The following is a 17,928-nucleotide window of genomic DNA, read 5'->3' on the forward strand; positions in this document are numbered from 1 at the left end:
TAAGCATCGGATGGATCCCAAAAGTGCAAGTCCACTTTTGGGTCCGATGCTTTAGGAACCCGCCCCGGCAGCCGTTGCCGGCGGAGACGATCAGCCGGCCGAGTGCACTAGGCGCAGCTTCGGCTTGGCCTTGGCCGTGCCATGAAGGAAGGTGACGTCCACCCATTCCTCGTCGCCGCCGGTCTCCTCGATGCGGTATCCCATCTGCCGGGCGATGGCCTCGACCTGGCTGAGATTCGGCCGCGCGATCCAGCGCGAGAACTCGCTCAATCCCTGGTCCATCAAGACGGCAATCATGCCGATCTCGACGCCCTGATCGAAATCTTCGCTGCGGCCGGGAAAACGCAGCCGCAAACCGTCATCCAGGTGGATATGTCGCATAGCGGGAAGCCCCCAAATCGCCCTTTCCGGGCACCTTTTGTTTGAATGTATCAAGAAAAGCTCCGGGCCGGAAGGCGGCATGGACGCGCATCTCGCCTGCCGCCCGACAGGAGGGGAACCGGCCCGGCGAGCCGCTCATTAAAGCATCGGACGCAAAAGTGGACACCACTTTTGGGTCCGATGCTCCACTCTTGGCTGGCGCACCGTTCGAGGCGAAAAACCGGGTCCACTTTTTCGCACGGTGCGCCCGAGCATCGGACCCGAAAGTGGAATGCACTTTCGGGATCGGATCCGATGCTCAAGCCTTTGAGCGGCGCACCGCTGAGGGCGAAAAACCGGGTCCACTTTTTCGCACGGTGCGCTAGCCCTGCGAACCACTCGACGGGAGGGCTCCCATGGCCGAACGCAGGATCTCCGCCTTCTTCGACACCTATGACGAAGCCGCCCGGGCGGTGGAGCGGCTGGAAGCGGCCCATCTTCCGAGCTTCGGGATCAGCCTCGTGTCGAACAACTTCGACGACACTCAGACCCGTCACGCGACACGGACCTTCGACGCGGGGACGTCTCACGATTTCGCCGGCGCCACCGCGGCGGCCGGCACGGTCGCAGGCGCGGGCGCCGGTCTCCTGGCCGGGCTCGGCACGGTGGCGGTCCCGGGCTTCGGGCCGGTGGTCGCGGCGGGATGGCTCGTCTCGACTCTCGTCGGGGCCGGCGCCGGGGCGGCCGTCGGGGGCCTTGCGGGAGCCCTGGCCGATGCCGGGCTCAGCGACGAGGATGCGCAGGCCTATGCCGAGGGAGTCCGTCGCGGGGGCGCGCTCGTGACCGTGAAGGTCGACGAGGCGCAGGCGGACCGGGTGGTGAGGATCCTCGACGACGAAGGCGAGGTCGAGCCGAGCGGCCAGGAGCGGGCGTCGGACGAGGCCCCGGCGCCGCCCATCGGGGCCGCCGCGTCCACCACGACCGGCCTGATGACCGATCTCATGCCGATCCCCGTCGACGACGAGGAGGAGGGCGATCACACGCTCCATGTGGAGCTGGAGGACGAGCGTCTTCGCCCACCTGCGGGCACGCGGTCCACGTAGATCATGGAAAGGCGGGAGATCGCCGCGATCCCCGCCTTTCCTTCGTTCCCTGGTCGGATCAGGCCGCGCGGCCGTTGCGCAGGAGGCGATCCAGGCTCCAGGCGCCGCCGCCGGCGGCCGCGATGAACAGGAACACGAAGCAGTAGAGAATGGCCGCATCGCCGCCGTTCAGAACCGGGAAGGGGCTGCGCGGCGCATGGGCGATCCAGTAGGCGAATGCCATCAGGCCCGAGAGAACGAAGGCGACCGGCCGGACGAACAGCCCGGGGACCAGCAGCGCACCGCCGACGATTTCCAGAACACCCGCGATCCAGGGGAGGCTGAAGGCCGCCGGGCCGGGATTGGGAGAGACCGGGAAGCCGAGGAGCTTCTGCGTGCCATGCGCCATGAAGATGAGAGCGGCGACGATGCGCAGGATGCTGAGCAGGCGCGGCGCCCAAACGGTCTCGAGCTGCGTGGTGTTCATCAAGGGGTCTCCAGGCTTGAAGGAATCTCCGCGGACGGCGGGGCCGTTCCGCCCATGTGCGCCGTTCCGATAACCGGTCGGCCCCGATCTTCCCACCCCTGACGGTGCAGCTTCCGGTAACGAATTGCTTACCACGTTCCCAAGAGGGTTTGATCCTTGGCCGCCCCCGGGCGTTTCTCCTACGCCAACAGAACAGGGGGCCTTCATGACCATCCTCGATCCCAAGACCGGGCAGCTCGTCACCATCGATCTCACGTCCAAGCCGCGCCGCGACCGGTCCGCGTGACCGCCTTCCCGATCGATCGTCCGATCCCATTTCCGATCACCGCACTCATTCTCCTCCTCCCCCTTATTTGATCGCCCCCTCCACTGACCGATTGCGCAAAGCGCCTTATTTTATGGTGAGCGGCGCGGGTTTGTGACCCATCGCACATCGCGAATGTGTCAACGTGTCGATAGTGGAGGGGTCGGAACCCTTGCTCCGCAAAGGCATTGGCTAGCAGGAATGGATTCTATGCGAGCGCCAAGGCCAAGGTTTGTTGGCTTCTTGATCAGCAACCGGACCGTTGGCGCTCTGTCATTTTGAAGAGATCGACACGTGAGGAGAGTCGAATGGCTCTGACGGGACGCTTTAACCTTCGCAAGACCTTTACCGGCCGCATCGTTCTGCAGGTCGAGGAGGAGGTTACCGGCTTCTGGAGCCGGATGTTCGGCAAGACCAAGCTGCACCGGCGCTGGCGCGATGCCAACGTGCTGGATCTGGCGGCTCCCGAGCTGCGAAGCCTCGTCGACCTGCGCTTCCGTCCGCGGTACATGCCTCAGACCAACGAGACGCCGCAGGACTGGCCCAAGGCTCCGCGCCAGCTCGAGGCGATCCCGGCCCAGACGCTCCATTATGAGACCTATCAGGAAGACGGCCGCTTCTCGACCCATTGAGGCGGGTGCATCTCGGAGGCCGCTTCACGGCCTCCGATCGATCGTTCTCAAGGCGCTGAACCTGCTGCGCTCGGCTGACGCGCCGCTCTCCGGAACAGCCACGCCGCCGTGAGCCAGAGCATCACGTAGATCCCGTTCAAAACCAGGATGTCCCCGGCGCCCTTCGCCCCGGCCGGGCCCGATCCGGCTAGGAGCGCCGCGGCGGCGACCAGCGTCTGGGCGAGAGCCGTCGCCGTCAACGCGCGGGCCATGCCGAGGGGCCGGAGGCGCGCGAGGGCGGCGCCCGTGATGCCGACGGCGAGCACGCCGTCGAACGCCAGATTGGCGGGATGGTCTTCGGACCCGATGAGGCCGACGGAAAGGTTCATCCAGAGCAGGAGAAAGGCCGCGGCGACCGCGAGCGCTGTCGCGGCGCGATAGGCGGCGCTGTCGGTCCTCCGCGCGGCTATCTCGCAGGCGATGCCGGCCCCGATCAGCATGGCGCCGAAGACCGCGTAGTCGTGCAGATCCCAATCGACTTCATCGGTGAGCTGCGTCGCGACGAGCGGCGCCAGGAGCATGAGCCCCGCCGCGCTCCAGAGGACCGGACTCCAGCGGTTCCCGGGTCGTCCCCCGGCTCCGCCTGCGTGGCCGGCCATGGGCCTCCCTCCCTGCTTGAAACGCCGGGGTCAGCGAAGCGTCGCCTCGACGTGTTCGACGATCCACGGGGCGGCCACAAGCGCGATCATGCAGAGCATCAGAACGACGTATGTCCAGAAGCCCGGGATCATCATGTTCATCGAAAGCGCCCTCCTGCGAGCCGAATGCACCGCCTGTGAAGCATCTCACAGATCGGACCCAGCGGCATCCGCCAAAGTGAGGGTTCGCCGTCGGACGACATCCCCGGCGGAGGCGAGCAGACCTGTTGGAAAGGACATCTCATGAGCGGCTACACTCTACTCGACCCGGGCGTCAACGACATCCCGTCCGGCCAGGGAATTCCTGCGATTGCCGTGGGAGAACCCAATCCGGGAGCCCCCATACCGGTGGAGCCCGACGGCGGTCCCGGCGGTGACATGGGCCCGTTCCACGGCGGGCATCCGTTGCCACCCTGGCTCGATGATCTCTCGTCCTGGTTCCCGTCCGGGAACGACCATGGCGACGGCGTCCCGCCGTTCTGCGGGACGCCTCCCGGTTCGGGGGAGGGCCCCGTCATCATTCCGGGTTACGGAGAGTTTCCTTCTGGCCCCACCGACCCTCTCGATTGCTGGTAGCCCGGTTCGGAGCGTCGCGGTTCAACGATCGCGACGCTCCTGCATCGAACCGGCGACGATCGGTCGTGCCGATGACGCCGGTTCGCCTCGGACAGGGCGGCGCCATCGCGGGAGCGGGGGCATGGGGGCGGTCGGGCCGGAAAGGGGCAAGAGAACGTTCACCCGCTCGACCGGTCCATGAGGCGGTCCACGGCCTTCGAACCCTCGAGGGGCTCTCATTCCTGAAGTCTTGAGATCTTGCCTGAAGTCTTGGGATCTTGCGGGAAGAATGGTCGGAGTGGCAGGATTTGAACCTGCGACCCCCACGTCCCGAACGTGGTGCGCTACCAGACTGCGCTACACTCCGACACCGAAAATTCTCGGGAGGCCGGTCTTATAGCGGCGAGGGGGGAGCACCGCAAGGGGAGAATTGCGCCTTTTCGGACAATATCTGGACCGCGCAAAACGATGTTGCCAGCCGCCACCGGGCCGATTATGTACACGCCACACCGATTGGGGCGTCGCCAAGTGGTAAGGCAGCGGTTTTTGGTACCGCCATTCCCAGGTTCGAATCCTGGCGCCCCAGCCATCCCGTGCTAAGTTTCTGAGATCGAAGGCTTCTCTCCCGGAGACCAGCTCCACGACGAGTGGACGCCGGCCGTGGCAAGGGCTCTTCCTGATGCGAGCGGGCAGGGGAAGACGTTTCACTCGATCCGACACTTCGGGAATGACGCCCCGATCGACGCGAAGGTCATGCTGGAATGGCGCCAGGACGTCATGGGCCACGGCGGCAACAGCGAGACGAACGAGCGCGACCGGGATGAGGCGCGGCTTGCCCGAAAGCTCGGTACACTCCGCAACCTCCCGATTGTGACGGCGGCGCTCCGGCCGAGCCGGCTTTCGCTGAGGGAGGCTGTTCTTAGGAAGATCGACAGGCGATCTCGGCGCCTTCTCAAGCGTCGGGCGCAAAAGCGGGAACCGGTTTCGCGCACGTGCGCCGCTCAATGGGTTGAGCATGGGGCAATCGGGATGGCCGGCACAGGGCCGGCCATGACGTGGGTGGCAGGAAGGGCGGAGGGTGCCATGACGCCGGAGGGTGTTGTCACCGGCCCATCCCACCCTCCACACGTCATGGCCGGCATAAGGCCGGCCATGACGTGTGGAGGGTGTCATCGCCGAACCACCCGCCACGTCATCACCGGGCTCGTCCCGGTGATCCCGATTGCCCGATGCTCCACTCTTGGCTGGCGCATCGTTGACTGCGAAAAACCGGGTCCACTTTTCACCGACGTGGCCCTCTGGGTCCGTCCGATGCGCTAGTGAACGAGACCTGCCGCCTTCGTCGAAGCGGCGCCGGCATTCAGGTACTGCTTCAGCATGGCATGGGTGCGCTCGAGCTCCTGGGCCAGGTGCTCGACCTGGTCCGGCCCGTCGCGCAGGAGGTCGGCGCTCGTGATCTTTCGCCAGCCGACGCAGATCTCATGCACGGTTCTGGCCCCGACATTGGCCGACGCGCTCTGCAATCCATGGGCCTCGAGACGAAACCGGTGGGAGTCGCCCGCGGCTGCGGCCGAACGCAGTTCGGCCACGAGATGATGGGCGTCCAGGAAGAATTCTTCCACGAGGCTGAGGACGAAATCCCGCCCGCCGAGCTGTTCCAGCTCCGCGAGAACGGGCTCGTCGACCAAGGGGTTCTGGCCGGTCGGCGAGGGGACCGGGATGTCCTCGACGGCCGACGGTCCGCCATCTGTCCGGGAGCCGGCCCTCTCGTCGATCAGCCTGAGCAGGGCCGCCGGCTGCACGGGCTTCGTCAGGCACGCATCCATGCCCGCCTCGAGGGTTCGGGCGACGATCTCCGGGGTCGCGTCGGCCGTCAGGGCGATGATGGGCATGCGGACGCCGGACGGCTCCGTGAACCGGAAGATCTTCGTTGCCTCCAGGCCGGTCATGACGGGCATGTTGATGTCCATGATGACGCAGTCGAAACTCTCCGTCGCGAGCAGGTCGAGCGCGTCCTCTCCGTTCGTGACGCACCGCGTGGCGTGCCCGCCGCGCTCCAGGATCTTCGTGATCACCATGCGGTTCGTCGAATTGTCGTCCGCGACGAGGATCGAGAGGCGCCTGGACGCCACGGGAATCTCGATGTCGCCGGACCCGCGCCAGATCGATGGCGCCATGGACGTCTGCGCCGCCGCGGCCAGGGAAGCGACCCGTGCTTCATCGGACGTGAAGTCGAGCGGGAGCAGGCTGCTGGATAACCGGACCAGTCGCGCGTTCGAAGCGCCCTGCGAGGGGCGGGGGCGTATCAGCACCGGAGGAGCCGGCAGGTTCGCCCGGTCGATCTCGTCGGCGAGACGATCGTCGGGCAGGTCGCTGTAGCAGAAGACCAGCCATTCGCCGCCACTGTGCCGCTTCACGTAATCCCTTGCATCCGCCAGCGTTCGGACGACAGGGATCCGATCGGGTTCGCCGAGGCGCGGCGCGATGCTGCGCGCCAGATCCGCGCTCGGGCAGACCAGCAGGCGCCGGAACCCGTCCAGGGGCTGTTCCTCCGGGCTCCTGTGCTCGGGGACGCCGACCGGAAGCGTGAACCAGAACGAGCTGCCATGGCCCTCCTGGCTGTCGACGCCGATCGTGCCTCCCATGGCGGCGATCAGCTGCCTGCAGATGGAGAGGCCCAGGCCGGTGCCGCCATACCGGTTGATGATGGTTTCGTCCGCCTGGGTGAAGCTCTCGAAGATCCTGCCGAGCGCGTGCGGGGCGATGCCGATTCCGGTATCGGACACGGCGAAGCGGATGAACGGCCCCTTGTCGGCATCGAGCGGCCGCGCGTCGAGCGTCACGGTCCCGCTGTCGGTGAACTTCACCGCATTGCCGAGAAGATTGAGGAGGATCTCCTCCAGGTGATGGCGCGAGCCATGGACGCGTGACGGCGTGCCGGGCGCCACGTGGATCGTCAGGCGAAGACCCTTCTCCTGCGCCTGCGCGAGCATCATGGCCCGCGCCGTGGAGAGGACTTCCAGGAGATCGAAGTCGACCTTCTCCATGGGCATCTGGCCCGCCTCGATCCGGGACAGGTTCAGGATGGTGTTGATCTGCCGGAGCAGAGTATCTCCCGCCGACCCGATCGTGCGGACGATCCCGCGCTGCTCGGTGTCGAGGTTCGTTCCGGCCATCAGGCTGGACAGTCCGATGATCGCGTTGAGGGGCGTCCGCAGCTCATGGCTGACGCTGGCGAGGAAGAGCGTCTTCGCCCGATAGGCGGCCTCCGCCTGGGCCTTGGCGTTGGAGAGCTTGCGGATCAGCGTGCTCGCATAGAGCGGAAGCACGATGAGGCTGAGCAGCAGGGTCGCCGACAGGTAGATGTCGTCGTGCCACCGCGGCGTGGTGGTGATGACCGCCGTGAAGCAGACCGCCGAGACCACCATGGCGATGTACAGGAAGCGGACCCCGAAGCGGAAACCGTTCCCGAAGGTGATCCAGAGGTACAGCAGAAACAGGACCGACGACGTCTCCCCGACATAGCGCAGCTGGAACGACAGGGTGGCGAGGTCGCTGACGATGGCCACGATGCGCCGAACGGTCGATTGGAGCGGCCGGATCAGCATATGGACGACGATCCCGGCGGAGACGAACGCGAAGACCGTGGCGGCGATCAGCGCCTCCCGCGGCACGGACGGGTTGATCCAGAAGGTATAGGCGGCGATCAGGCTCAGGAAGATGAGCCGATTGAGGCTCATCTCGTGCTCGCGGTCGGGACTGCTTCTGAAGCGGGCCAGGAGGTTGGCGATCACCGCGTGCGCGCTTTCCTGAGAGGGAGGTCCTGTCGCGGGAGCCGGTACCGCGGGCGTTCCTTGAGCAGTTCGTCGAAGGCGTCCGAGGCCACCGGCCGGCTGAACAGATAGCCTTGCGCCTCATCGCAGGGATGATTGAGCAGGCAGGCAAGCTGGGACTGGGTTTCGACGCCCTCCGCGACGACCTTCAGCTCGAGGCTCTCGGCCATCGAGATGATGGCCCTGACGATGGCCTCGTCACGGGTTCCGTCCGACAGGCTGGACACGAACGAACGGTCGATCTTCAACGTATCGACCTCGAAGTTCTTCAGGTAGCTGAGCGAGGAATAGCCGACGCCGAAATCGTCGATCGCGATCTTCACGCCCAGCTTCTTGAGTTCGTGCAGGATCAGCTGGGTTCGTTCGACGTCCCTGAGCAGGCTGCCCTCGGTGAGTTCGAGCTCGAGGCATTCCGGCCTCAGACCCGTCGCCTGAAGGGTCTCGGCGACGAGCTGCACGATGTCCTGGCGCAGGAACTGCACCGGCGACAGGTTCACGGCGATCTGCAGGGGCGCATGCCCGTGGGCGTGCCAGATTGCCGCCTGAGCGCAGGCTTCTCCCAGAACCCAGGCTCCGATCTCGTTGATCAGGCCGGTCTCCTCGGCGATGTCGATGAAGACATGGGGCGACGTGATGCCGAACTCGGGTCTGACCCAGCGCAGAAGGGCTTCCGCCCCGACGATCGCTCCCGTCGCCAGGTCCACCTGAGGCTGGTAGTGCAGAACGAACTGCTCCTGCGAGATGGCTTTCAGAAGGTCCGCTTCCAGGCTGATGGTGTTCAGCGAGATGCTTTCCATCTCCTGCGAGTAGAAGCGGACCGTGTTCCTCCCCTCGGCCTTGGCCTGGTACATCGCCAGATCGGCGTATCTGAGGAGTTTCTCGACGTCCCGTCCGTCACCCGGAGACATGGCGATCCCGATGGTGCAGCCGAGCCTGAGCTCGTTTCCGTCCAGGAGAAACGGGGCCGACAGGCTGTCGATGATCTGGCGCGCCAAGGCCTCCGAATCCTGGGCTGCGGCGACGTTGGTTTGCAGAACGACGAACTCGTCCCCGGACATCCTGGCCACGAGATGGGTGCTCGGCACGCAGCCGATGAGGCGACCCGTCACCTGCTGAAGGATGCGGTCGCCGCCCGCATGGCCGAGGGCGTCGTTGACGGCCTTGAAGCGGTCGAGATCGATCAGGAACAGGGAGAACTGACCGTCTCCGGCATCGATCTCCTGCTGAACCCTCTCGTAGAGCATCCTGCGGTTGGGGAGATCGGTCAGCGTGTCGTGCAGGCCGATATGCCGGAGCGTGTTCTCCGCCTGCTTTCTCTCGGTGATGTCGATCGACGTGGTGAGAACGCCCCTGACGCCGCCCGTGAGTTCGCGCAGGGACGTCTTGGTCGTCAGAAAGGCGCGCTCCGAGCCGTTGCTGTCGGAGATGCGCTCCTCGAAGCTGGACGATGTCCGCTGCTTTCCGAGAACGGCCTCATGGACGCGCTCTCCATGGTTCGCATTGTCGCTCTGAAGGACGGAGGGCAGGGGTCTTCCGAGGAGGGACTCGGGAGACATGTTGGCGAATTCCGCAAAGTAGGCGTTGACGAAGAGGATGCGGTTGTCCTCGTCGGTTGCGCTGATCATCGCCGGAACGCTGTCGATGACCTGGGTCAGCGCCTCGCGGCTGCTGCGAACCAGCTCTTCCTGGGAGCGCTCGCTGATGAGGAGTTGCTGCTCGAGGGCCAGGGCGCGGCTCTTGATGAACTGCTGCTGCCTCTGCAGCTTGAGGAGGTTGCGGGCTCGGGTCGTGAACTCGTAATGATCGACGGGCGACCGGAGGAAATCGGTCGCGCCCGCTTCAAGAGCCTGAAGCCGGAAGGCCCTGTCGTCATAGGCCGTGATGACGATGATCGGCACATCGGCGCCGTTGACGCTGTTCCTGGCACGCCTGGTGAACTCTGCGCCGTCCATGCCGGGCATTCGGAAATCGGTGATGATCAGGTCGGGGCAGTTCCCATCCAGCCAGTCGAGAGCCTCGTGGGGCGACGCGGAGGCGTGGACCTCCGCACCTTCCTCGATGGCCTGCGCCAGTCGAGAGAAGATGTTGCGGTTCGTGCTTCTGTCGTCCACGATCAGAATGCGCGCCATGTGTTGCCCCCCGGCATCCCTGGCCAATGAGATGGATCGATCCCCGATGGTCTTCGCTATTGTCTCACGGGATGATCTGTTTGATGGTGGTCATTCGGTCGGCCATGGGGTCTATACTCGCGCTAGCGTGGTTCAAGGTCCTCTACGGAGGTCGGCGGTCTCGTCCAGCGGTGAGACAAGGCCGTAATTCATCGGCATTCTGCTGATTGAACTACGCTGATCCCAAACTGAATAAGGGATTTATACCACAATAACGTTGGGTCATGCGTCGGCCGATACCTCATTCTTCAGGGATTGGTTAATCCAGCCTTATTGCCGCAGCATGACGATGGCAGAACAGCGCCGGCACGGCCTTGACCATTAACCAAGTTGCTTACGAAACGGTATGAGCGACTCCACAGGCCGTCGTTAATAGACCATTATCCATAGGAAAGGAGGCCTGTCCCAACCACGGCATCCTGAACGACCGCGAGATGAAGCTCGCTGTCCGTCCGAATTTCTCTATGATGGAGAGTATTGATGCTGGCCCCGTCGGCCAAAGTCGCCGGCCCTGTCCGCGACGAGGCCCAAACCGTCGATTACGAAGTCGCGTCGCCTCCTGCAAGTCCGTCTCGGAAGCAGAACCCCGCGCCGTCGGATGGCGCCCCCACGAACCTTCTCCTGCCTCACATCGATGTCGATATCGACTTCGAGAGCCGGATCTATTGGGCCGCCATGCGTCCGAGCCGGCACCCGATGATCACGATGGAGCTGCTGCAGGACATGATGTGCGTGCAGGAATCCGTCCGCGTGATCATGGAGGAGGGCAACCGCGAGCAGCATCAGCACCTCGAATACTTCGTGGCGGCATCCCAGACGCCGGGCGTGTACAACTTCGGCGGAAACCTCGCCTATTTCGCGGATTGCATCCGGCGGCGGGATCGCGAGGGCCTGCGGACGTATGCGTACGCCTGCATCGACGTGGTCTATGGAAACGCCATGGCGTTCCATACGCCCGTGATCACGATCGCCCTGGTGCAGGGCGATGCGCTCGGGGGCGGGTTCGAATGCGCCCTGTCGTTCGACGTTCTCGTCGCGGAGAAGAGCGCCAAGCTGGGGCTGCCGGAGGTCCTGTTCAACCTGTTCCCGGGGATGGGCGCCTACAGCTTCCTCTCGCGCAAGATCGGCACCGCGGCGGCCGAGAAGCTCATCATGAGCGGAACCGTCTATACGGCCGAGGAGCTCCACCGCCTCGGCGTCGTCGACATCCTGGCGGATGACGGGCAGGGCGAGAACGCCGTCAGGGACTATATCGCCCGCAACAGGCGCAAGCATAACGCCCACAAGGCCATGTACCGGTCCAAGCGGCGCATCAACCCGCTGACCTACGAGGAGTTGAGCGACATCGTCGAAATCTGGCTCGACGCCGCCATGGACCTGGGAGAGCAGGACCTGCGCAAGATGACCCGCCTGGTCGAAGCTCAGGCGCGCCGTTTCGACAAGGAGGCCTGAGAGGATCCTCCATGGTCCCTCCCGGTGCCGTCAGACACCGGAGGGGCCGGCACGGTGACGCAACGGGATCGGGCGACGGACCGGAGCCGAATCCGGCTGGCGGAGGAGGCCGGTCGAACGGCAGATCGGCAAGTTGTTCGAGGGTCATGCGCCGCAGGGCCGGGTGGGACAGCGGATCGTCGCTGCAATCGCCCGGGTCCTGGGGGCCGGCGCAGGCCCGAAGCAACTGCTCCGCAAGGCGGAAGAGGTTCAACATCTCTGCATGATGCTTCATCCATCCTCCCGATGGGATGGATTTTATCTGCGAACGATTATAGAAAATCTATATGAGAAACCTGAGCCGCTTCCATCTCAACGGATTGCGGGCCATCGAGGCGGCCGGCCGGTTGGGAACCTTGCGGGCGGCGGCCGACGAACTCGGCGTGACCATCGGGGCGGTCAGCCAGCAGATCCTGAAGGCCGAGGAGCAGTTCGGACGCCCCCTGTTCGAGCGTCTGCCCAAGGGCCTGAAGCCCACGCCGTTCGGCCAGGAGGTTCTCAAGTATCTGAGCGTCGGCTTCGCCGAGATCTCCGCCGGACTCGCTCTTGCCGAGCGCCGCCGGGACGATGTGCTGACGGTGTCCGTCGCACCGGTCTTCGCGAGCAAGTGGCTGGTGTGGCGTCTCCAGCGTTTCCACGAGATTTACCCGGACATCCGCATCCGCATCGACGCCAACGTGGCGCTCGTCGATCCGGACACCTCGGACGTGGACGTGTGCATCCGGGTCGGCTGGGGGAACTGGCCGCATGTGAAGGCGGAGAAGCTGATCGATCAGCTGATCTTCCCCGTCTGCAGCCCGCCGCTCGCCGAGCGCCTGCGCGAGCCTGCGGATCTCGCCGCCGTCCCGATCATCCGCGAACCGACGCCGATGTTCGGCTGGGACGCATGGCTTGGGCCGAACGGCCTCGACGAGTCGATCCTGGGCGGCGGGCCGGTCTTCTCGGATGCATCGCTCTGTCTCGATGCGGCCGTCGCCGGGCAGGGGGTGTTCCTGGCGTGGGAAACCCTGGCTGGAGATGCCATGGCGTTCGGTCGCCTGTCGGCGCCGTTTCCGGATCGTTATTCCACCGGGATCGCCTATTGGTTCGTCACGTCCCAAACCCTTCCTCGGAGCCGTGCCGTGTCGGCCTTCCACGACTGGCTGAAGGCCGAACTGGCCCGGATGGAGATCTGACGGGTTCGCCGGGGCCGCGGCCTTCCGCGCCCCCTCATGTCCCAAGGGGAGGAGCGGCCGCGCAGGAGACAGGCGGCCGCTCGGGATGTGGGTCCGACGTTACCCGATCCGGGGACGAAGGACGGCGCCCGAGCCCAGGCCGAGGGCCAAGGGCCGAACCGCGAAGGCACCATCGCCGATCAGGGCATGGGCGAGGGCCGCAACGGCCAGGAAGGCCGGATATTCCCAGCCGCCATTGGGCGCGTTGAACACCCAGCCATTGGGAGCATGGACGAGAAGCGCGCCCAGAAGAACCGGCAGGAGAACGACCGAGACGGCTCGACCGTACAGGCCCAGGAGGATCGCGACGCCGCCGATCAGTTCGGCCAGGATGATGGGCCACGCAAGAAAGGCCGGAAAGCCGACCTGCGTGAGGAATCCGGCAAAGCCCGGGACCGTGAACACGGCGATCTTCAGATAGGCATGGGCAATGAACATGATGCCAAGAGCCGCACGCAGGGCGAAAGCACCATAGGGAGCAAGGCGGGTGTCGATCATGGTTTCGTCTCCGGGACCCCGATGGTCCGTTGCCAAGAACCTGATCCTTTCAATAATGCAAATCAATGGCGCAAATTGCAGTCTATTTATTGTGATTGTGCAATGATGGGGCGGGTCTCTCCTGGGAATCCGGGCTCCGTCTTCGCCGCGGCGCATGAACCCGACCGAGCCACGCCTTGAAACATCGGACGTGAAAAGGGGGGCCTTCGGGTCACGAGCGTGGCCCGCTTTCGTCCGCACGATGCGCTCGACGGTCCTCCGACCGGGATCACCTGGACGAGCCCGGTGATGATACCCTCCACCCGTCATGGCCGGCCTTGTGCCGGCCATCCCGATCTTTTGGGGCGCGGCGCTTCACCGTATCGGGATCACCGGGACAAGCCCGGTGATGACGTGGGAGGATGGTGAGAGCGGGTGATGACATGGCGGGTGGCGTGACCCGGTGACAACACCCTCCCCACGTCATGGCCGGCCCTGTGCCGACCATCCCGATTGTTCGAAGCGCCGCGCTCCACCGTATCGGGATCACCGGGACGAGCCCGGTGATGACGTGGGAGGGGAGAGACGGCTAGCCCGATCGTCCGATGCGCTCGCCGCATTGTTTGACGGTGAACCGGATCCCCTTCACCGGGAAAGGCTCTCGCCCTGCGAGCCCGTCCGAGCCACGCGGCCCTCGATCGGATAGGCGGGGTCGTTGTACCCCGGCGTCGAGGGATGACCCGTGGCGACGAGGCCGTCGACGAGCGCTTCGTCCTCGGCGGTGAACCGGTAGTCGAGCGCCTTGAGGTAATCGTCCCACTGCTCTTCCGTGCGCGGGCCCGCGATCACCGCGGTGACGAGGCGGTTGTTCAGGACCCACCCCACGGCAAACTGGCCCGCCGTGATCCCGCGGGCCTCGGCGTGGCGCTTGAGGTCCTGGGCGATCTGGAGCGATTCCGGACGCCATTCGGTCTGCATCATCCGGTTGTCCTGCCGGCCGGCGCGGCTGGTCTCCGGCGGTGGAGCGTCGGGGCTGTATTTGCCGGTCAGCACGCCGCGGGCGAGGGGCGAGTAGGGCACGACGCCGAGACCGTAATAGCCGCAGGCCGGGAGATGCTCGACCTCCGGCATCCGGTTCATGGCGTTGTAATAGGGCTGGCTCACCACCGGGCGGTCGATGCCGAGATCGTCGCAGAGGCGGCAGATCTCGGCCACGCGCCATGCGCGGTGGTTCGACACGCCGAAATGCCGGATCTTGCCCTGGCGCACGAGATCCCCCATGGCGCGGACCGTCTCCGCCAGCGAGGTCGCGTGATCCTCCCGGTGGAGGTAGTAGATATCGATCCAGTCCGTGCGGAGGCGCCTCAGGCTCGCCTCCGCGGCCTCCATGATCCGGCGGCGCGAGAGGCCACGGTCATTGGGACCTGGCCCGGTCGGGTTCGCGACCTTCGTGGCGATCACCCAATGGGAGCGCGACCCGTTGATCGCCCGGCCCGTGACGTCCTCGGAGCGGCCCTCGTTGTACACGTCGGCCGTGTCGATGAAGTTCACGCCCGCCTCCTGCGCCTTCGCGATGATGCGCGCGGAAAGAGCCTCGTCGGTCGGTCCTCCGAACATCATCGTGCCCAGGCAGATCGGCGAGACCTTGAGGCCGGATCGGCCCAAATTGCGGTAATCCATGCAGAGCTTCCCCATTGTTCATCACCGTCCGGGCATCGCACCGAGAGCGGAGAGCTGCGCCTCGACCTCGGACATCGAGATCGCTCCCGGCTTGAGCCCCTCCCGCACCATGCGGGCACCGAGTTCCGTGAAGAAGGCGTTCGCAGGCGTCGCGACGCCGTGAAGGCGGCCGAGCAGCACGACTTCGCCGTTGAGGTAGTCGGTCTCGACCGATCCGGTGCCGCGCGCGAGGCTCTGCACCGTCGAGCTGCCGAGGCGTCCGACCTCGGCGATCGGCCGCTGCTGCATCAGCCGGGTTCGCCGAGGATCGGCCGCCCCGACGTCCAGCCAAGGAATGCCGGCCGCCTTGAAGGCCGCCTCCGCCTCGGCGCGCAGCAGCGCCTCGAGATGCCGGTAATCGGCATCGAGGCCGAGCGCGGCCTGCAGGATGTTGCTCAGGTTGAGCAGCAGCTTTCCGTACTTGCTTTGCATCACGTCCTGCGACACGAAGACGGCGATGTTGGCGGCCTCCAGAGCATCGGCGAGGGCCGTGTCATGCGCGTTGCTGCCGCCCGGGTAGCGCCCGATATCGAAGATGCCGTGACGGGGCAGGGAGAAGGCGGCGATCTCACCCGGCCCCGAGATGGCGGCGGGCATCATCACCGTCACCCCGTGCACCTCGGGAAAGAGGCGAAGGGCGAAGCGTTCGTTGGCGACGCCGTTCTGAACGCAGAAGACGGCCTGCCCGGCGGCGCCCGCGGCGCGAAGACGGTCCAGGGCGGGGGGCGTATCCTGGGTCTTCATGGTCAGCAGGATGGCATCGTCCGGGCGCAAGTCGATGTCGGCCGGGTCCGACACACAGGCGAAACGGGCTCGTTCGGCTTTCTCCGGCGTCCGCAGAAGCAGCCCATGGGACCGGATGGCCTCCAGCTGGGTGCCGCGAGCGATGCCGATCACCTCCTGCCCCGACGCTGCGAGGGCCGCGGCCACGGTTCCGCCGATCGCGCCGACGCCATAGACAATGATCCGCATGATGATCCTCGCGTGAGAGCTGGTCGATCAGGATGGGTCGTTCGGGTGTTCCCTTCAAGCCCGATCCCTCGCTTCGACCAGCCTGGGGGAACGGGCTTTTCCGGATCAGTCCCGCGCCGCCCAGGCCATGCCGCGTTGCAGGATGGTACGCATCTCCGGCACGTCGAACTCCTTCGCCACATGGCCGAGGGAGCTGTAGAAGACCCGGCCCTGGCCGTGACGGCGCTTCCAGACCACCGGCATGACGACGCCGTCGATCCAGGGGGCGTGCTCGCCCGAGAAGGTGGTGGTGGCGAGCACCTCGTTCGACGGGTCCACATGCATGTAGTACTGCTCGGAACGGTAGTCGAAGTCCCGGATGCCCTGCATGACCGGATCGTCGGGGCGCGTGACGTTCACGCGGTAGTCGATGATGTTGCCGGGATGGGCCACCCATTGTCCGCCGCACATGAACTGGTACTCGACCGCCTCACGGAAGGCATCGCCCATGCCGCCGTGAAAGCCCGCGAGGCCCGTGCCGTCGCGGACGGCCTTGGACAGATTGGCCACCTCGTCCTTCTCGATCTTCGACATGGTGTAGATCGGCACGACGAGGCTCATCGTGGAGAGCCGAGGGCTGGCAAAGGCACGGGTCGAGGTCTCCAGGTGAACCTGGAAGCCCTCGTCCCTCAGCAGGCCGGCCACGATGGTGGCGCATTGCTCCGGCTCATGACCGTGCCAGCCGCCCCACACGATGAGTGCTTCGCGCATCGTTCTTTCTTTCTGTCGCTGTGATCGATCTCAGGCCGCGGACGCCGTCTGGGGCTGACCCTTCCAGAGCAGCGCCGCATCGGCATCCTCCAGGACCGCCGGCCGATCGAGCGCCGTGGTGATCGCCCGGGGCTGCCCGGTCGCCGCTCCTTCGAGGATGCTGTGCATGACCTCGAGGACGTGCAGACCGAGGCGACCGCTGGAGCGGTGCGGGGTGCCGTTCAGAACGGAGCTTGCCAGATCGGCGAGGCCGAGCGCACGGTAATTGGCCTTGTTCGGAACCTCGGGAGCCCAGTTGGGCGAGCGCCAGTTGGGGGAGCCCAGCGGCATCTCGCTCGAATCGACGGCGCGCCAATCGCCGCCGCGCTCTGTGATCTCCACGTGGCCGCCGAAGAAGTTCGGATCCGGAACGCGCAGCGAGCCCTCAGAGCCGTAGATCTCGATCGCCGGATGGCTGTGCTTCCACACGTCCCAGCTCATGCAGAACGTCACCTGCGCCCCGGAGGCGAATTCGAGAAGCGACATCACATGGGTCGGCGTCTCGACCGGAATGCGGTGACCCTTGCGCGGCGACTCGGCGGTCACGATGCGCTCGGGAAATCCGATGCTCGACATGGCGAAGACGCGCTGGACGGGCCCGATCAGATTGACGAGGGTGCTCAGATAGTACGGCGCCATGTCGAGGATCGGTCCGCCGCCGGGCTTGAAGAAGAATTCCGGATCCGGATGCCAGTGCTCCATGCCGTGCGACATCAGGAAGGCCGTTCCCGACAGGATGCGGCCGACCTTGCCCTCATCGACGAGGTTGCGGGCGAGGCGCCCACCCGCGCCGAGGAAGGTGTCGGGCGCGCAGCCGAGATGGAGGCCGCGCGCTTCCGCTTCGTCCACGAGCCGGCGGCCCTGCTCGAAATCGACCGCCAGGGGCTTTTCCGAGAAGACGTGCTTGCCGGCGCTCAGCGCCGCGAGCGAGACGCCGAAATGAGCCGCCGGGACGGTGAGGTTGACCACCAGGTCGATGTCGTCACGGGCGAGCAGTTCGTCGACCGTCAGGGCCTCGATGCCGTGCCGGCTCGCCTGTGCCTGGGCCACCTCCGGCTTCATGTCCGCGCAGGCCCGCAGGGTGAGGCCGCGATAGGCGGGGATGTTCTGGAGATAGATGCCTGAAATGTTGCCGCATCCGATGATGCCGACGTTGAGGGAGTTCATG

General features: G+C 65.6%; 15 protein-coding genes and 2 tRNA genes. 6 read left to right on the forward strand and 11 right to left on the reverse strand.

Going from position 1 to position 17,928, the window contains the following annotated elements:
* Window positions 1-90 precede the first annotated feature (90 nt).
* Complete coding sequence (locus OCW50_RS02150; RefSeq protein ID WP_262296263.1) at window positions 91-381, reverse strand: hypothetical protein; 291 nt, start codon at window positions 379-381, stop codon at window positions 91-93.
* A 395-nt stretch (window positions 382-776) separates the two neighbouring features.
* Between OCW50_RS02150 and OCW50_RS02155 the strand changes: the two genes are divergently transcribed.
* Complete coding sequence (locus tag OCW50_RS02155; RefSeq protein ID WP_262296264.1) at window positions 777-1,463, forward strand: hypothetical protein; 687 nt, start codon at window positions 777-779, stop codon at window positions 1,461-1,463.
* Between the two features lie 58 nt (window positions 1,464-1,521).
* Here the strand turns inward: OCW50_RS02155 and OCW50_RS02160 are convergent, their stop codons facing one another.
* Entirely contained in the window at window positions 1,522-1,929 is a 408-nt protein-coding gene (locus OCW50_RS02160) for a DoxX family protein (RefSeq protein ID WP_262296265.1), read from the reverse strand.
* A gap of 612 nt (window positions 1,930-2,541) precedes the next feature.
* On the opposite strand from OCW50_RS02160, the gene OCW50_RS02165 reads away from it, so the two are divergent.
* On the forward strand, window positions 2,542-2,865 hold the full coding sequence (locus OCW50_RS02165; RefSeq protein ID WP_210811968.1) for a hypothetical protein: 324 nt from the start codon (window positions 2,542-2,544) through the stop codon (window positions 2,863-2,865).
* A gap of 47 nt (window positions 2,866-2,912) precedes the next feature.
* On the opposite strand, the gene OCW50_RS02170 is transcribed toward OCW50_RS02165, so the two are convergent.
* Window positions 2,913-3,503 carry a hypothetical protein gene (locus tag OCW50_RS02170; protein WP_262296266.1) on the reverse strand — a complete coding sequence of 197 codons (591 nt, stop codon included), beginning with the start codon at window positions 3,501-3,503 and terminating at the stop codon, window positions 2,913-2,915.
* Between the two features lie 282 nt (window positions 3,504-3,785).
* Between OCW50_RS02170 and OCW50_RS02175 the strand changes: the two genes are divergently transcribed.
* Window positions 3,786-4,118 (forward strand): hypothetical protein, encoded by a 333-nt coding sequence (locus OCW50_RS02175; RefSeq protein ID WP_262296267.1) that lies wholly within the window; start codon window positions 3,786-3,788, stop codon window positions 4,116-4,118.
* A 269-nt stretch (window positions 4,119-4,387) separates the two neighbouring features.
* Here the strand turns inward: OCW50_RS02175 and OCW50_RS02180 are convergent.
* Window positions 4,388-4,464, reverse strand: a tRNA-Pro gene (locus OCW50_RS02180).
* 147 nt (window positions 4,465-4,611) lie between these two features.
* Here OCW50_RS02180 and OCW50_RS02185 point away from each other — a divergent pair.
* A tRNA-Gln gene (locus OCW50_RS02185) sits at window positions 4,612-4,686 on the forward strand.
* A gap of 727 nt (window positions 4,687-5,413) precedes the next feature.
* On the opposite strand, the gene OCW50_RS02190 is transcribed toward OCW50_RS02185, so the two are convergent.
* The gene (locus OCW50_RS02190; RefSeq protein WP_262296268.1) at window positions 5,414-7,891 is read right to left on the reverse strand and encodes an ATP-binding protein; all 2,478 of its coding nucleotides are present in this window, start codon (window positions 7,889-7,891) and stop codon (window positions 5,414-5,416) included.
* Complete coding sequence (locus OCW50_RS02195) at window positions 7,888-10,059, reverse strand: putative bifunctional diguanylate cyclase/phosphodiesterase (protein WP_262296269.1); 2,172 nt, start codon at window positions 10,057-10,059, stop codon at window positions 7,888-7,890. The genes OCW50_RS02190 and OCW50_RS02195 overlap by 4 nt, the downstream gene beginning before the upstream one ends.
* 519 nt (window positions 10,060-10,578) lie before the next feature.
* On the opposite strand from OCW50_RS02195, the gene OCW50_RS02200 reads away from it, so the two are divergent.
* Complete coding sequence (locus tag OCW50_RS02200) at window positions 10,579-11,550, forward strand: crotonase/enoyl-CoA hydratase family protein (protein WP_262296270.1); 972 nt, start codon at window positions 10,579-10,581, stop codon at window positions 11,548-11,550.
* 326 nt (window positions 11,551-11,876) lie between these two features.
* Window positions 11,877-12,764: a LysR substrate-binding domain-containing protein gene (locus OCW50_RS02205; protein WP_262270239.1), complete on the forward strand. Its 888-nt coding sequence runs from the start codon at window positions 11,877-11,879 to the stop codon at window positions 12,762-12,764.
* Window positions 12,765-12,863: 99 nt separating this feature from the next.
* Here the strand turns inward: OCW50_RS02205 and OCW50_RS02210 are convergent, their stop codons facing one another.
* The 5 genes from OCW50_RS02210 to OCW50_RS02230 form a co-directional block, all read right to left on the reverse strand.
* Window positions 12,864-13,301: a DoxX family protein gene (locus tag OCW50_RS02210; RefSeq protein WP_262296271.1), complete on the reverse strand. Its 438-nt coding sequence runs from the start codon at window positions 13,299-13,301 to the stop codon at window positions 12,864-12,866.
* Window positions 13,302-13,925: 624 nt separating this feature from the next.
* Entirely contained in the window at window positions 13,926-14,960 is a 1,035-nt protein-coding gene (locus OCW50_RS02215) for an aldo/keto reductase (RefSeq protein WP_262296272.1), read from the reverse strand.
* Window positions 14,961-14,981: 21 nt separating this feature from the next.
* Window positions 14,982-15,971 carry a ketopantoate reductase family protein gene (locus tag OCW50_RS02220; RefSeq protein WP_262296273.1) on the reverse strand — a complete coding sequence of 330 codons (990 nt, stop codon included), beginning with the start codon at window positions 15,969-15,971 and terminating at the stop codon, window positions 14,982-14,984.
* 105 nt (window positions 15,972-16,076) lie between these two features.
* The gene (locus OCW50_RS02225) at window positions 16,077-16,721 is read right to left on the reverse strand and encodes a ThuA domain-containing protein (RefSeq protein WP_262270235.1); all 645 of its coding nucleotides are present in this window, start codon (window positions 16,719-16,721) and stop codon (window positions 16,077-16,079) included.
* A 30-nt stretch (window positions 16,722-16,751) separates the two neighbouring features.
* Window positions 16,752-17,927 carry a Gfo/Idh/MocA family protein gene (locus OCW50_RS02230; RefSeq protein ID WP_262296274.1) on the reverse strand — a complete coding sequence of 392 codons (1,176 nt, stop codon included), beginning with the start codon at window positions 17,925-17,927 and terminating at the stop codon, window positions 16,752-16,754.
* Between the last annotated feature and the right edge of the window lies 1 nt (window position 17,928).

Source organism: Microvirga sesbaniae, assembly GCF_025460805.1.
Lineage (GTDB): Bacteria > Pseudomonadota > Alphaproteobacteria > Rhizobiales > Beijerinckiaceae > Microvirga > Microvirga sesbaniae.